At 73.8% G+C, this 14,895-nt stretch carries 10 protein-coding genes; 3 read left to right on the top strand and 7 right to left on the bottom strand.

What is annotated here, in order from left to right; all coding sequences use genetic code 11:
- Window positions 1–142: 142 nt before the first annotated feature.
- The 6 genes from QQM72_RS08140 to bdeA form a co-directional block, all read right to left on the bottom strand.
- Window positions 143–1,420: an acyltransferase family protein gene (locus QQM72_RS08140; RefSeq protein ID WP_314220087.1), complete on the bottom strand. Its 1,278-nt coding sequence runs from the start codon at window positions 1,418–1,420 to the stop codon at window positions 143–145.
- The gene (locus tag QQM72_RS08135) at window positions 1,417–3,618 is read right to left on the bottom strand and encodes a polysaccharide deacetylase family protein (RefSeq protein WP_314220086.1); all 2,202 of its coding nucleotides are present in this window, start codon (window positions 3,616–3,618) and stop codon (window positions 1,417–1,419) included. Before QQM72_RS08135 ends, QQM72_RS08140 begins: the two co-directional genes overlap by 4 nt.
- A gap of 93 nt (window positions 3,619–3,711) precedes the next feature.
- On the bottom strand, window positions 3,712–4,515 hold the full coding sequence (locus QQM72_RS08130; protein WP_314220085.1) for a hypothetical protein: 804 nt from the start codon (window positions 4,513–4,515) through the stop codon (window positions 3,712–3,714).
- A gap of 434 nt (window positions 4,516–4,949) precedes the next feature.
- Window positions 4,950–6,293, bottom strand: a complete 1,344-nt coding sequence (locus QQM72_RS08125) for a PucR family transcriptional regulator (RefSeq protein WP_314220084.1) — start codon at window positions 6,291–6,293, stop codon at window positions 4,950–4,952.
- Between the two features lie 108 nt (window positions 6,294–6,401).
- Window positions 6,402–9,614, bottom strand: a complete 3,213-nt coding sequence (locus tag QQM72_RS08120) for a helix-turn-helix transcriptional regulator (RefSeq protein ID WP_314220083.1) — start codon at window positions 9,612–9,614, stop codon at window positions 6,402–6,404.
- Window positions 9,615–9,823: 209 nt separating this feature from the next.
- Complete coding sequence (bdeA, locus tag QQM72_RS08115) at window positions 9,824–10,744, bottom strand: bis(hydroxyethyl) terephthalate hydrolase (protein WP_314220159.1); 921 nt, start codon at window positions 10,742–10,744, stop codon at window positions 9,824–9,826.
- 323 nt (window positions 10,745–11,067) lie between these two features.
- On the opposite strand from bdeA, the gene QQM72_RS08110 reads away from it, so the two are divergent.
- The 3 genes from QQM72_RS08110 (at window position 11,068) to QQM72_RS08100 (ending at window position 13,768) form a co-directional block, all read left to right on the top strand.
- Entirely contained in the window at window positions 11,068–12,471 is a 1,404-nt protein-coding gene (locus tag QQM72_RS08110; RefSeq protein ID WP_314220082.1) for a type III PLP-dependent enzyme domain-containing protein, read from the top strand.
- A gap of 71 nt (window positions 12,472–12,542) precedes the next feature.
- Entirely contained in the window at window positions 12,543–12,743 is a 201-nt protein-coding gene (locus QQM72_RS08105) for a hypothetical protein (RefSeq protein ID WP_314220081.1), read from the top strand.
- Between the two features lie 134 nt (window positions 12,744–12,877).
- Window positions 12,878–13,768: a Gfo/Idh/MocA family protein gene (locus QQM72_RS08100; RefSeq protein ID WP_314220158.1), complete on the top strand. Its 891-nt coding sequence runs from the start codon at window positions 12,878–12,880 to the stop codon at window positions 13,766–13,768.
- A 115-nt stretch (window positions 13,769–13,883) separates the two neighbouring features.
- Here QQM72_RS08100 and QQM72_RS08095 read toward each other — a convergent pair whose 3' ends face one another.
- Window positions 13,884–14,771 (bottom strand): GNAT family N-acetyltransferase, encoded by an 888-nt coding sequence (locus QQM72_RS08095; protein WP_314220080.1) that lies wholly within the window; start codon window positions 14,769–14,771, stop codon window positions 13,884–13,886.
- Window positions 14,772–14,895 lie beyond the last annotated feature (124 nt).

Below are 14,895 nucleotides of genomic sequence, written 5' to 3'. Positions count from 1 at the left end.
CCGACCGCCGCCGGCGCGCGGTACCTGCCGGCAGAGCGGACGGCACCGACGTCGTGGGGGCACGAACGTCGTGGACGGCGCGACCTGGCCACGGGCCGCCGGGCTCAGCGGCGGCGGCCGGGACCGCCCGCCCGCCGGCACGTCACTTCGCGCGTCGTGCCTTGCTCCTGCGGCCGTCGGGCCACAGGCGTGGCTTCCTCTTCGCCGCGATGTCCTCGATCCAGCCGGTCGCGAGGATCATCACCGCGATGAGGGGCCAGACCAGCACGAACATCCACAGCATGTAGCTGGAGTCGAGGGCGGACGTCATGCTCGGGCTCTCCATGAAGGGGAGTCCGTACGCCAGGTCGATGATCGGGACCGTGGCCATGATCAGCAGGTTGTGCCACAGGTAGATCGTGACGGCCCGGTTGTTGGAGAGCGTGATCAGCCTGTCCCAACGGGCCAGTGGGCCCGGGAGTTCCTGCCACGAGGGCGAGTACTGGAGCAGGATCACCACGAAGCCGAAGGACCAGGCCGCCTGGGCGAGCGGGATGTCGTTGAGGTCCCAGCCGTCCGGTCCCAGGTGCCCGGAGGCCCACCACAGGCCGAAGGCCATCACGAGTGCGGAGCAGGAGACCGCCGCGTAGCGGGGAATCCGCGCGAGCAGCCCCTCCTGGTGGGCGAAGCCCAGCACCCAGCAGCTGCCGTAGACGGCGAAGTCGCTGACCGCGTTGCCGGTCTCGCCCGGTATGGACACCAGGCCCGTACCCACCACCGCCGTCAGCGCCAGCGGCGCGAACAGCGTGACCCAGGGCGCTCGGCGGAACGCCCACAGCAGCAGCGGCGAGGCGAGCACGAACCACAGGTAGGCCCGCAGGTACCAGAGCACGCCCGCGGCCTGGACCGCCCAGGTGTTCTCCAGCAGGCCGGACTTGGAGCCGATGTCCCAGGGGAACGGAGGCGCGCCGAGCGGGACGATGTAGTTGAGCAGTTCGACGACGCCCAGGGTGCCCCCGTGGTCGGGGTCGTCCAGCGGGTTCCAGCCGCCCGCGAACATCAGCGTCAGGACGACCGCCCCGAACAGCCACAGCGGCGGCAGCAGCCGCCGGACGCGGTCCCGGATCACGCCCAGTGGCGGACGCTTCAGCGAGCGCGCCATCAGCGAGCCCGCCAGGGCGAACATGACGCCCATGGACGGGAACAGCACGGTGAGCCAGGCCCAGCCGAACAGGTGGTAGACGACCACACGGACCAGGGCGATCGTGCGCAGCAGGTCGAGGTAGCGGTCGCGCCCCGGCTTCCTGGCGGCCGTCGTGCCCTCGGCCCCGGCCGTGGCGGGAGGTTCCGGGAGGGCCCCCGAAGTCCGCTGCCGGGGGACGCCGAAGGCCGGCGTCCGCTCGGGACCCGCGTTCGTCCCGGACGGGTAACCCTGGGTCATGCGACAGGCCTCCGGTCGTGGGTGCCGCCGGTGCGCTGACGCGGCGCGGGACCGCCCGGCGCCTCGACCGCGCCGGTGCGGCGCAGCTTCTGCCAGCGCAGCCGGCCGCCGGTGAGGGCGGTGATCCAGGACTGGAGCAGCACGACGTACATGAGCTGGCGGTAGAGGATCTGCTGGAGGGGCAGCGAGATCAGGTGGATCATGCGTTCGCGGTCGAGCCGGAAGGCGTAGGCCGCGCAGACCGCCTGGACGGCCAGGACTCCCAGCCAGGCCACGATCGTCTTCTCGGTGGGGCCGAAGACGACTCCGTACAGGAGGAAGACGTCGATGAGCGGGGCCAGCAGCGGGGCCAGGACCATGAACAGCGAGACGAACGGCAGACCCACGCGGCCGAACCGGCCGGACGGGCCGCGCTCGAAGACCGCCCGGCGGTGCTTCCAGATCGCCTGCATGGTGCCGTACGACCAGCGGTAGCGCTGGGACCACAGCTGCTGCACGGACTCCGGGGCCTCGGTCCAGGCGCGCGCCTTCTCCGCGTAGACGACCTTCCAGTTGTCGCGGTGCATGGCCATGGTGATGTCGGTGTCCTCGGCGAGCGTGTCGTCGCTCATCCCGCCGACCCGTTCCAGGGCCGAGCGGCGGAAGGCGCCGACCGCGCCGGGGATGGTGGGCATGCAGCCCAGGACGTCGTACATCCGGCGGTCGAGGTTGAAGCCCATCACGTACTCGATGTGCTGCCAGGCGCCGATCAGCGAGTCCCGGTTGCCGACCTTGGCGTTGCCGGCCACGGCGCCGACCTTCGGGTCGCCGAAGGGCTGCACCAGTTCACCGACGGTGGACGGCTCGAAGACGGTGTCGCCGTCCATCATCACGATGAGGTCGTACCGGGCGTTGGCGATGCCCCGGTTGAGGGCCGCGGGCTTGCCCGCGTTGTGCTGGCGGACGACCCGGACGTTCGGCAGGCCCATGGCCTCCACGATCAGCGCGGTGCCGTCGGAGGAACCGTCGTCGATGACGAGCACCTCTATGGGGTGCTCACTCGCCATCAGCGAGCGGACGGTGTTCTCGATGCACTTGGCCTCGTTGTACGCCGGCACCAGCACCGAGACCGGTTCGGTGACCGGCGGGCCCCAGCTGAACCCGGGCCGGCGCACCCTGCGGGCGTGCAGGGCGGACAGCAGCAGCATGAGCACGAACCGGCTGATGACCAGGACACCGATCACCGAGAGGCCGACCATCAGCACTCCGGTGATGTTCTCGGCGGCTGCGACGAGGTAGATCCAGGCCTTGCCCTTCCACAGGTCGAGGCCGGTGACAGGGGTGTGTGCGCTGGGCGCGCCGAGTGCCTCGGTGAGGTTCTCGAACTCGTAGCCACGGGACTTCAGCTCGGGCAGGAACCGGTCCAGTGCCTGGACCGTCTGGTGACGGTCGCCGCCGGAGTCGTGCATCAGGACGATCGCGCCCTTGCCGCCCTCGGGCGTGGCGCGCCTGATGATCTCCTCGACGCCGGGCTTCTTCCAGTCCTCGCTGTCGGTGTTGTTGACGACGGTCAGATAGCCGAGCGAGCCGATGTACTGGGTGACCGGCCAGGACTTGTCGTCCATCGCGTCGGCGAAGGACGAGTACGGCGGGCGGAACAGCGAGGTGCGGATGCCCGCCGCGCCGGCCAGCGCGAGCTGGTTCTGGGACAGCTCCCAGGAGATACGTTTCTTCGACTGGAACGACAGGTCCGGGTGGTTGAAGGTGTGCAGGCCGACCTCGTGGCCCTCGTCGACCATGCGCTGGACCAGGTCCGGGTAGCGGGAGGCCATGGTGCCGGTGACGAAGAAGACGGCGTGCGCGTGATGCTTCTTGAGCACGTCCAGGACCTTGGGGGTCCACACCGGGTCGGGTCCGTCGTCGAAGGTCAGGACCAGCCGGTGGTCGGGCACCTCGCGGCTGGTGCTGCGGCCGCCACGGCTGTCGATGACCGGGCCGCCGTCCAGGATCTCGTCGGGCACCTTGCCGGTGGACGCCTCGGGCTGGACGCGGTGGTCGGCGAGGATCTCACTGTGGACGTAACCGCGCACCATCAGCATCGCCATCATGGCGATGAGGACGAGGCTCGGCAGCATCAGGCGCATCGGTACGCGGCGGCGCCGGGCGGCGCTGTCACGGGCCGCGGCTGCGGCCCTGCGACGGCGGGCGGGGAATGCCATCGGAAGGTGTGCTCCAGAACGGGACAGGAAGGGAGATGAGCGGGGCTGAGCGGGAGCTGAGAGGGACCGAGCAAAAGCAGAGCGGAAGCGGTGTCAGCCGACGGAGGACGCGGAGTTCGCCTCGCCGACGATCTCGCCGGTTCCCCCGGTGTCGTCGACGGCGCTCGGCGAGGCACTCGCGCCGCCGTCGGGCTGGCTCGCCTCGGGCGAGGCGGCGGCGGACTCCGACGCGGCCGGGCCGGACACGGTCGCCGTGGCGGTGGGGTGCACGGCCGTCGTCCCGGTGGACGCCTCGGGCAGCGCGGACGCCTCGGTCCCGCCGGGGCTCGTGGTGACACCGGGCACGTCGGTGGCGCCACCCATGGACGATGCCGTCGGGACGGAATCCGACGAGCCCGCGTCCGGAGCGGCGCGGTCCGAGCCCGAGGGGCTCTCCGAGACCGACGGCACGGACGAGGTCTCGACCTTCCCGGCGGGCGTGTCGTCGCCCTGTCCCGGCAGGGGCAGCCAGGGTGCGCTGGAGTTGCCGGAGACGAGGGTGGCGACGATGACGACGGCGTACACGGAGCAGGCGATGCCGACAGCCACGCCGAGCCGGCGCAGCCGACGGCTGCGGCGGCCCGACTCGTCGACGAAGACAGGGGTGCCGGCGATACCGGGGGCGCCGTGGGACTCGAACCGACCGCCGAAGGCACCAGCCGTGGACGCCGGGTCGATGCCCGCGAGCTGCACCGTCAGTTCGTCCGCGTCGTGGAGGGGCTCGGCCGTGGCGGCGTCCGTGAAGGTGTCCGCGAAGGCGGGGTGCACCGCGGTGCCGCCGGGCAGGGGGGCCGCCGTCTCGGTGCGCGCGGAACCGGGTTCCTCCGCGGCCTCCCAGAAGCTCCCGGATCCCGGCACCCTCGCCTGAAGACCGGTTCTGCGCCCGGTGAGCGCGGAGCCGTCGGGCCCGGATGCATCGTCAGCCCCGCCAGGTTGGGCCTCATCCAGCCAATGTTCCACTTACCCAACCCCCACGAGACTGCTGCGGGGATGCGCAGACGATGCCACGCACTCGTCGACCGGACCAAGCCCCCACCTGGTCCGAGCGTCCCCCGAAATAGTTGATGCTTGGACGGTGACTATAACTCACCTAGCGAAAGCGTGAAATTTGTGTCAGAAGTGTGAAGAGTATGGCCCGCCGTGCATGGCTGAAAATGATCCTCGCACGTTCGTGCACGCTGAACGCATCCCATCTCACAAGGCGGACGACTTTCACGGGTGGCGCCATAGGCGACTGTTCGGTAACTCCGGCCAAAAGGTGTTTGTCGTTCCATAACGCCGACGGCGGGCGTTCAGCGGGTACGCAGGCCCCGTGCCGTCAGGGCGAGGCTGATCTCCACCAGGTCGGCCGGCCGGGACAGGGAACGGCCCGTCAACTGCTCGTAGCGGCGCAGTCGGTTGAGGACGGTGTTGCGGTGGCAGTACAGCCGTTCCCCCGCCCGCTGGGCGGAGCCGTCGCAGGCCAGCCAGGTGGCCAGGGTGTCGAGCAGGACGGCCTCGTCGGCGGGTTCCAGACCGCCCAGCGGGCCGAGCACCCGCTCGACCAGCGCCGTACCCAGGTCGGGGGTCGAGACGACCAGCGCGGCCGGGAGGTGCTCGGTCAGCCGGATCGCGCCTCCGGTCCGCGGGCACATGTCCAGCGCGATGTCCGCGAGGCGGCGGGCGTCGCCGACCGCGGCCAGTCCCGACACCGCCGTGCCGACCCCGGTCCGTGCGCTGCCGGAAGCCGGCGGGACGGCCGACGTCGGGGCCGGTGAGCCGGCGTTCCGACCCCCACTCCCCCTCCCGCTCCCGCCCTCGTCTGCGCCCTCGATCTCGCTCTCGTCCTCACCCAGGAGGACGATGCCGTAGTCCACCTCCACCCCCGTGTGCCAGTACACGCGCCTGCCCCGGCCGTGGGCGGCCCGCGCGCCGGCGGCGTCGGAGGGACAGCCGGCCGTCACCGCCACGACGACGTACCGGCCCTCTTCGGGGAGGTCCAGCGCCTGGGCGGTCTCGGGCAGGTCCGCGATCCGGCTGGCGCCGTCGAGCAGGGCGCCGGCCAGCACCCGCAGGCGGTTCTCGCGCCGCCAGGCGAGTTGCCGCTCGACCTGCCGGTAGGCGTCCGCGACGAGGGTGCAGTGCTCGTCGACGAAGTTCCACACGTCGGCGGCGATGTGCACGAGCAGCCGCACGTCCTCGGGAGCCGTGCGGCAGGTCTCCTCGATGAGGCCCTGCCACACCAGGGACCCGCCCAGCCGGAACGCGTGCAGCAGGGCGTCCAGCGGAAGGCCCTGTTCCGCGCGGGTGGCGCCGATCTTCCACGAGCAACGGCGGGCCGCGTCCCGGCTGCCGCGCGGGTCGATCAGCGAGGACACGCTGTGCCGCAGCGAGCGGTGCACCTCCTGCCAGATGGCGGCGGGATCGCTCGTCACGGCCGCGCGGTAGGCGGGCTCCTGGTCCTGGAGCGCGGCCACCAGCCGGTCGGTGAGGTCGGGCAAGTCCGCCAGGAGCACCCGGGCGGCACGGTGCAGGACCCGGAGGGCGTCGGCGTCGATCAGCGACCGGACGTGCCGGGGATGCGGCCGGGGGCCGGGGGCCGCCGGCGCACCGGCCGCGGGGCGGAAGACGGTCCGTGACCGTAGGGCCTGATGCATCGCGGTCCTCCCCCTGGGCAGTGTCCAGCCGTCCGACTCGTCCTGCCACGAAGGATGGCATACCGTCCGGTCGGTCCCTAGGGGTGTGCACCATTGTTTTCTCTCCGGTCAGCCCTCCTGTCCGGCCTTCTCGACCATGCGCACCAGTTCGACGCGTGAGCGGACGCCCAGCGCCGCGAAGACCTTCCGCAGGTGGTAGTCGACGGTTCGGGTGCTGACCGAGAGGGTCAGCGCCACCTCCCGGTTGGTGGCGCCCTCGGCGACGCACCGCGCGATCCGCAGCTGCTGTGGTGTCAGTCCGTCCAGCCCGAGGCCCGGCCCCATCGCTCTCACGCCGCCTCCCGGCGCCACGCCCCCCGCCCGCAGTTCGGCGCGGGCCTGGTCCGCCCAGGCGCGGGCGCCGCAGCGTTCGAAGCCGACGAGGGCGGCGCCGAGACGGTCGCGGGCCTCGCTCAGCCGGCGGCGCCTGCGCAGCCACTTGCCGTGCAGCAGTTCGGTGCGGGCACGTTCGAAGTCGCCGCCGGCGGCCACGTCGTGCAGGTCGAGCGCACGACGGAACAGGGCGTCGGGCCGGTCCGCCGGAGCCAGCAGCGCACGGCAGCGCGTCAGTTGGGCGGGGGCCTGCGGGTCGGCGCCGAATCCGGCCCACCGGGCGAACTCCTCGACGACCTCGACGACGCCGTCGTCGGCCCGTCCGGTCGAGGCGGCGGCCTCCACGAAGCAGGGCACGGCGAGCATCCACACCGCGAAGTGCCCCCTGCGCGGCCCCGGGCGCACGAGGGGACCGAGCCGGTCCGCGGCCTCCCGGGGACGCCCGCGGGCGAGGTCGGCGCGGGCCGCCGCCCACTCCGCCAGCGTCGCGGCCTGGACCAGGCCGTGCCGCCGGGCAGTGGCCAGCGCGGTGTCCACGTGGGCGGCGACCTCCTCCGGAGCGCCCTCGATCGACGCGGCGAGGGCGAGTACCGCGTGGTGGTGGGCGGCCGTGTTGCGCTGCCCCGTGCGGTGCGCGGCCCGCAGCCCCTCCTCCGCGTGGGTCCTGGCCAGCGTGTGCCGTCCGGCGCGCAGCTCGGCGTAGGCGAGGTACTCCCGGGCCCGCGCGAGGGCCGCGGCGGTCACGGGGGTACGGGCGGCGGCCAGGGCCCGTGCCCCGGCGCGGCGGGCGGCCGCCAGGTCGCCCAGCAACAGGGCGGCGGCGGCCGCGCGCAACGCCGTGTCCGGTTCGTCGGCGCCCGCCGCGTCCCCCGCAGCCTCCGCGTCCACCACCAGCCGCCGCAGAGGTCCCGCCGCCTGCGCGAACTGCCCTTCGAGCAGGGCCCGCAGGCCCGTGCGATAGCCACGCGACACGGCGCTGCCGCCTGCGCGGACCGGCCCACCGTCGTACGCCGGACCGCCGGGAGACTCAGGCCGGTCCACCGAACGGTCCCGGGACCGCCGGACGCCGGGCAGTGGGCCGGCGCCCGGGCCACCGTCCTCGCCACCCAGCATGTGCAGCCTGCCCAGGGCGTCGCCCCGGCGCCCCGACCACTCCCCCAACGGCCGGGAACCGGACCGCACGTCGGAATCCAGGACGCCATCCCCACCGCCCGGCACCAGCAAACGACCGGGTGCGTCGCCCGGAAGCCCCGACTGCTCCGCCGCCCACTCCCCGAACGGCCGGGAGCCGGACCGCACGTCGGAATCCAGGACGCCATCCCCACCGCCCGGCACCAGCAAACGACCCGGCGCGTCGCCCGGAAGCCCCGACTGCTCCGCCGCCCACTCCCCGAGCGGCCGGGGGCCGGACCGCGCGTCGGGATCCGGGAGAAGGCCGTGCTCACCGTCGGCCAGTATGTGCGGGCGCTCCGAGGCGGGATCCGGGGAGTCGGCGCCGGTGCTCAGCAGGTGCAGGCAGCCCTGGGCGTCGCCTGCCGCCCAGGCGGCGTCCACCGCGGCCAGCAGGGCCGACTGGGCCTGCCGTGGGGACGACTCGGTCAGCAGGCGGGCCGCCAGGAGCAGGGATGCGCGAGCCTCGTCGACCGGGCCGTCGTACAGGACCGTGGTGCCGCGGACCAGTTCGACGCGGCCGCGCAGCGCCGTGGGCGCAGCGTCGTCCCGGGCCCTGTCGAGCAGCCGCAGGGCCCGGTGCGTGCGGCCGCCGAGCAGGGCCTGCTCGGCGGCGGCCGTGTACCACTGCGCGCGCCGTGTGCCGTCCTCGGCCAGTGCGGCGGCGTGGGCGTACGCCGCGCACCGAAGGCTCCGGGGAAGCGTCCGGTCGTCGGCCGCCGCGGCCAGTTCGGTAGCCGCCCCGCGCCGGGGCACGGTGGCGGACCGGGCCCGGTGCAGCAGGACGGGCAGGCTCGCGGACCCCGCCTCCTCCAGAGCCCGGGCCAGCGCGTGGTGCGCGGCACGGCGCCGCTCGGGCCGCGCCCCCGCGTACACCGCGCGGCGCAGCAGGTCGCTGTGGAACCCGACCTCGCCGTCGGCCAGGACGAGCACCTCGGGCGGCGGATCGGAGGCGGGGGCGGACTCCGCGGCGGGACGCGTCGCCCGCAGGTGCTCCGCGCCCCGCCGCGCGAGTGCCAGGCCGACCCGGGTGTCCTCCGTGTCGTCCGCGTCCCGTAGGGCCGCCGCGACCGTCAGCAGCAGGTCCTCCTGCGCGGGCGTGAACCCGGTCAGGAAGCGTCCGGCCAGGCCGGTCAGGAGCTCGGCGTCGGCCGGCGGGCCGGGCAGCCTGCGGTGACCGCGGAGCTGGGCGGGCGACAGCCGCCGGACCATGGCCAGCAGCAGGGCCGGACTGCCCTCGGCCGCGTCCACCAGGTCGTCGCGCACGGCCCGGTCGAGAGCCCCGCCCGTCGCCTCGTCCAGGAGCGCGGCAGCCTCCACCGGGGAGAGCGGGTCGACGCGGACCACCGGCAGCGCGGCGAACTCCCGGTCTACCGGGCGGTGTCCCGACACGCTCAGCAGCACGTTCAGCCGGCCGTCGCCGCGCAGCTGCTCGGCGGCGCGCCCCACCGCGGCCCGGGTGGGGGCGTCCCACAGATGCGCGTCGTCGACGCACAGCAGCATCGGCCGGCCGGCGGAGGCGGCCCGCAGGGCGTCGAGGAGTGCCGCGCAGGGCTGCCCCGTGGCGGCCCACGGGCCCACCGGTGCGCCGAGGGCGCGCAGCAGCGCGCGCAGACCTCCGAGGGGTACGGCCGACGTCACCCGGTCGGCCCGAACACCGACCACGAACGCGGCCGGGCACGAGCGGGCGGCACGGGCCAGGAACGCCGTGCGGCCGCAACCGGGTTCACCGGTCACCACCCGCACACCGCCGTCGGCGGCGGTCGTCTGTCCGGTCATTCCCGTGACGTTACGTACGGGTAACGAGCGGTGGAAGCCGTGCGACCGCGTGGGCGACGACGCCGACGCGGGCCGTTCGGGGCCTGTCACCAGTGGGTTCGTGCGCGACGGCCGTGGCACACCTTGTGCCGGGTCCCAACGACCGCCGCCGCGCCGCGTGCACGGGCACAGCGACGGCGACGGCAGCGACCCCGTTCTCCTCACCTGGCTCAGGACGAGTGCGGGCAGTTGCCCCGGTACTCGTCGATCGTCGAGCTCGGCTGCGGAAGCGGGCACAGGAACTGCTCGTAGCGGGTGTCGTTGTCGATGAAGCGCTTGAGCCACGAAATGCTGTACTTCGCGATCGTCGTGTTCGACGAGTTCGGGGTGAAGTGGGTGGCGTTGTTCAGCTCCAGATAGGCGCGGTCCAGGGAAGACGGCAGCGAGGAGTAGAACGGCTCGGCGTGGCCGGCGACAGGGGCGATCGTGTCGCCGTCGGCGCCGACGATCAGCGTGGGTGTGCCGACCTCGGGCCAGGTCTTGTCGGTGTTCCACGGCGTGAGCGGGATCGCGGCCTGGAGCGAGGACCGTGCCTTGGCGGCCTCAAGGCTGCCGCCGCCGCCCATCGAGTGGCCCATGACGCCGAGCCGGCTGCCGTCGACGCGGGTACGGACGGAGCTGACCTGCGTGAGGTGGTCCAGGGCGGCGAGCAGCTGGCGGCCGCGGGAATCGGGCTGGTCCAGCGTGGTGAGGGTGTCGATGGTGAAGACGACGAAGCCCTGGGACGCCAGCCGCGGGCCCAGCCAGGCGATGGAGGACTGGGTGGCGGTGTAGCCCGGCGAGACCGCGATCGCGCCGAAGGTGCCGTCGCTGGTGCTGGTCGGGTAGTAGATCGTGCCGCCGCCGAAGCCGGTCACGGCGAGCGAGGAGACGGTGGTCTGGGAGACCGCGTAGGGACCGCGTGCCGCCTCGATGCTCGCGGTGGTCGGCGCCGGGCCCCGCTCGTAGGGGTTGTCCGCCGCCTGCGCGCCGGGGCCGCTGAGCGTGGTGAGGCCGACGACGGCGGCGACCGCCGTCGCGAGCCGGGCGAGCTGTCCGGACCTGCGGTGGGGGGAGCCGGTGGAGGCGCGGCGGGCCGCACCGGTGCGCATGTGATCCTGCACGAGGGGTCGTCCTCTCGGTCGGGCGGGCCGCGGGGGGCGCCGCCGCTGGGCTGGCGGTGCCACTGTCGGGGCGGGACCGTCGCGCGGGGATCGGCGATGTCACCGGTCTCGTGACTTTCCGCCGTAGGACTCGCGGCGCGGCTGGTCCCGCCCGAGGGATCCTGAGCGCCCGAGTGCCGGATGCTGTCCGCTGACACAAAGGTTCCGCTTGTCTTTGGCCCGGCTCCCGAAGACGTGCGGCCGGCGCGGGAGGAATCTGGAAGTGTCACCCGACCGCGTGACACCCTTCCTCGCCCGAAGGAGACGAGCACGTGCTGCTCCCCACCGAGAACCAGCGGACCGGCCGGCGAGCCGACGCCCCGGCCGACCGGCCGACCGATCAGCCGAACGACGACTCTCCCGTCGCCCTCGCCGTCCGGCAGGCCGTCACGGACGGGCTGCTCGGCGAGGACCGGCCGCTGGCCGGGTTCGTCGACGGGCGGGGTGTGCGCGACAGCGTCGCCGGTCTGCACGAGGCGTTCGCGCAGGTGCCGGACGTCCTGCACACCTTCGCCGCCAAGGCCTGTTCCCTGGTGCCCGTGCTGCGGCTGCTCGCCGACGCCGGCATGGGCTGCGAGGTGGCGAGCCCCGGCGAGCTGCGACTGGCGCTGGACGCGGGGTTCGCCCCGGCGCGCATCGTGCTGGACTCGCCGGCGAAGACCCGCCGGGAGATCCGGGAGGCCCTCGCCCTGGGCGTCGCGCTCAACGCGGACAATCTCGACGAGCTGGACCGGATCGACGCGCTGCGCCCCGAGGACTGCGCGTCGGTGCTCGGGGTACGGGTCAATCCGCAGGTCGGGGGCGGGGCGATCGGTGCGATGAGCACGGCGACCGCGCACTCCAAGTTCGGGGTGGCCCTGCGTGATCCCGGGGCCCGCACCCGCGTCGTGGAGGCCTTCGCGCGGCGCCCGTGGCTGACCCGGCTGCACGCGCACGTGGGCTCGCAGGGCTGCCCCCTGCCGCTGATCGCGGAGGGCCTCGCGCAGACCCACCGGCTCGCCGAGGAGATCAACGCGTACGTCGGCCGCCGCCAGGTGACGAGCCTCGACCTGGGCGGCGGGCTGCCGGTGAACTTCGCCGACGACACGGTCACGCCCACCTACGCGGAATACGTGGCCGCGCTCACCGCCGCCGAGCCGGCGCTGCTGGACGGCCGCTACCAGGTGGTCACCGAGTTCGGCCGCTCACTGATCGCGAAGAACGGCTTCACGGCGGCCCTCGTCGAGTACGTCAAGGACGCCGGTGGACGCCGGGTCGCGCTCACCCACGCCGGCGGGCAGGTCGCCACCCGCACCGTCTTCATGCCGGACGACTGGCCGCTGCGGGTGTCCGCGTACGGCCCGGACGGCACGCCCAAGCGCACGCCCCTCGTCCGGCAGGACGTCGCCGGGCCGCTCTGCTTCGCCGGGGACGTCGTGGCGCACGACCGGCCGCTGCCCGCCCTCTTTGAGGGGGACCTGGTGGTGCTGCACGACACGGGCGGGTACTACTTCTCGGCCCACTGGTCGTACAACAGCCTGCCGAGGCCCGCGGTGTACGGCTACCGGATCGCGGACGGCCGGGTCGCGTTCGCCACGATCCGGTCCGCGCAGACGGTGCGGGAGATCTCCGCGGAGAGCGGGCTGGCGCAGGCGGACGCCCTGGTGACGGGCTTCGCCGAGCCGCCTCGCACCTGATCCGCGCCCGGCAGGCATCAGCGGCCCGATTCTGAGCACCCGGCATGGCGTCGTCTGCCGAGGAGAGAACCGTGCTCTGGGTCGCCGTGCTGTTGCTGCCGCTGTTGTCCGTCCTGATGGCGGTCATGGACCGGGTCGAGGAGCGCCTGCTCGCGCCGGTCCGGGACAAGCGACGACATGCCAGGCGCAGGCGGCATCTGCGCCTGGTCCGGGGCGCCTCCGACGCCCCGGTGGCGGAGGCCGCCCGCCCGGCGAAGGCCCGGGCGGCCTGACGGCCGGGAGTACCGCCCGGGGTGTCCCGGGCGACGGCGGTGTGCGAGGCTCGCGGTCGGAGTCGGCGCCCCGGCGAGGGACGCCACCCGTCATGTCACCCGTCACGTCGGTCGGCATCAGGAGAGTCAGCGGTATGCGCATCGGTCTGCTCGGCACCGGCCCCTGGGCACGGATGGTCCACGCCCCCGTCCTTCGAGCGCACGAAGCGCTCGACTTCGTCGGCGTCTGGGGCCGCCGCCCGGAGGCGGCGAAGGAACTCGCCGACCGGCACGGGACACGGGCCTACGACGACGTGGACGCCCTGCTCACGGACGTGGACGCGGTGGCGGTCGCGCTGCCGCCCGACGTCCAGGCACAGCTCGCGGTGCGGGCCGCCGGGGCCGGCTGTCATCTCCTGCTCGACAAGCCCGTCGCCACGACGGCGGCGGGAGCGCGGGCCGTGGTCCGGGCCGCGCGGGAGACCGGGGTCGTCTCGGTCGTCTTCTTCACCACCCGGTTCGTGCCCGAGGCCGGTGCCTGGATCTACGAACAGGCGGAGACCGGGGGGTGGTTCACGGGACACGCCGAGTGGCTGGGCGACGTGTTCCACGGTACGGCCGACCACCCCTTCGCCACGCCCTGGCGCGGTGAGAAGGGCGCCCTGTGGGACGTGGGTCCGCACGCGCTCTCCGTGCTGCTCCCGGTCCTGGGCGACGTCCGCCGGGTGACGGCCGCGGCCCGTGGTCCCCGGGACACCGTCCATGCGGTCCTGGACCATGTGGACGGTGCCTCCAGCACGCTGACGCTCAGCCTGACGGCCCCGCCGGCGGCGACGGGCGCGGGCGTGGAGCTGCGCGGCACGGCCGGGGTGACGCGGCTCCCCCAGGGCGGCGGCGACGCCGCCGGCGCCCTCACCCGGGCCGCCGACGAACTGCTCGCGTCGGCCCGCGACGGCCGCCCCCATGCCTGCGACGCCGCGTTCGGCCTGCGCGTCACGGAGATCCTGGCCGACGTCGAGGCCCTGCTGGAGGGCGGAACGCACTGACGCACCGCCCTCCCCGAGCCCCCGAGCCCCCGGGTCCGGGCAGGACCACGCAGGACCGCCAGGACCCGAAAGGTCCGTCCCGGGGGCTCGGCCGGCCGTCAGCCGGGCTCGGGGTTCACCCGACCTCGAAGTTCACCCGCTCCCGCACGATGGGATAGCCGGCCCTGGCGAAGTGCGCCGCCATCGGGAAGTTCCCCTGGTCGGTGGCGGCGGCGACGAACTCGGCACCCCGCTCGACGAGATAGTGGGTGCACTCGGCGAGCAGGTCGTAGGCGTAGCCGTGACCCCGGTGGTCCGGCAGCACGCCGATGAAGCCGACGCAGGGTCCCGAGGGGTTGTGGGCCGGGATGTGGATGCCGGCCAGTTCGCCCCGCGGGGTGCGGGCCACCTGCCACCACTCGCGCGGCGACGGGCACCAGCGGAAGAAGTCGATCTCCTCCTGGGCGGCCCGGTCGAGGCCGCCTTCCCCGATGGCCTTGCGGGCGTGGGCGTCGAGGGTGTCGGAGTGGATGCGGCGCAGCGCGTCGAAGAACACCGCGTCGTCCGGTTCGGGGGCGAAGCTCAGGCGGCCGGGACGGTCGGGCAGCCCGCACTCCGGGGTCCAGCGGTACACGAAGCGTTCCACCAGCGGGGTGTGGCCGGCCGCGCGGGCGGCGCGGTGCCGGGCCTCGGCGGCGGCCACCATGGCGGGGTCGTCGCGCCAGCCGCCGGGCATGACCAGTTCCAGGCCGACCTGCCAGGGAGCGGTGCGCAGGAGTTCGGCCGCGGCCTCCTCCTCGCCGTCGGCGAAGTCGAACCAATGCACCACGAGCGGTTCGGTGTCCTCGGGGCCTCCCCACCAGACGGCGCGGGCGACGACCCGGCCGTCCCGCAGGGCGACGCGCTTCCAGTCGGGCCGGTAGGTGATCCTGCCGAAGGCGTCGGCGGCGCGCAGCGGGTCAGGCAGGGTGTCGAACAGATGGACGTCGCTCTCGTCGAGAGCGCGGATGACCAGATCGGTCACGGATTCCTCCGGGTCGCGTACGGCGTGGTGCGCTCCCGAGGCGTCGGACGAGGGTCAGACGCGGCACGCCGGGGTCACGGATCGGGAGCGCGGGATGAATGTGGTGTGCATGGCGCTCGCCTCC

Source organism: Streptomyces zaehneri, from assembly GCF_032248645.1.
GTDB classification, from domain to species: Bacteria; Actinomycetota; Actinomycetes; order Streptomycetales; family Streptomycetaceae; genus Streptomyces; species Streptomyces coriariae.
The sequence above is the reverse complement of the archived record's forward strand: the minus strand, read 5'-3'. Positions and strand labels throughout refer to the sequence as shown.

Excerpts from the sequence above, each read along its gene's own strand:
- QQM72_RS08120 (WP_314220083.1), bottom strand. The coding sequence starts at position 9,614 with ATGACCGGACAGACGACCGCCGCCGACGGCGGTGTGCGGGTGGTGACC.
- QQM72_RS08135 (WP_314220086.1), bottom strand. The coding sequence starts at position 3,618 with ATGGCATTCCCCGCCCGCCGTCGCAGGGCCGCAGCCGCGGCCCGTGAC.
- bdeA (WP_314220159.1), bottom strand. The coding sequence starts at position 10,744 with ATGCGCACCGGTGCGGCCCGCCGCGCCTCCACCGGCTCCCCCCACCGC.
- QQM72_RS08100 (WP_314220158.1), top strand. The coding sequence starts at position 12,878 with ATGCGCATCGGTCTGCTCGGCACCGGCCCCTGGGCACGGATGGTCCAC.
- QQM72_RS08140 (WP_314220087.1), bottom strand. The coding sequence starts at position 1,420 with ATGACCCAGGGTTACCCGTCCGGGACGAACGCGGGTCCCGAGCGGACG.
- QQM72_RS08125 (WP_314220084.1), bottom strand. The coding sequence starts at position 6,293 with ATGCATCAGGCCCTACGGTCACGGACCGTCTTCCGCCCCGCGGCCGGT.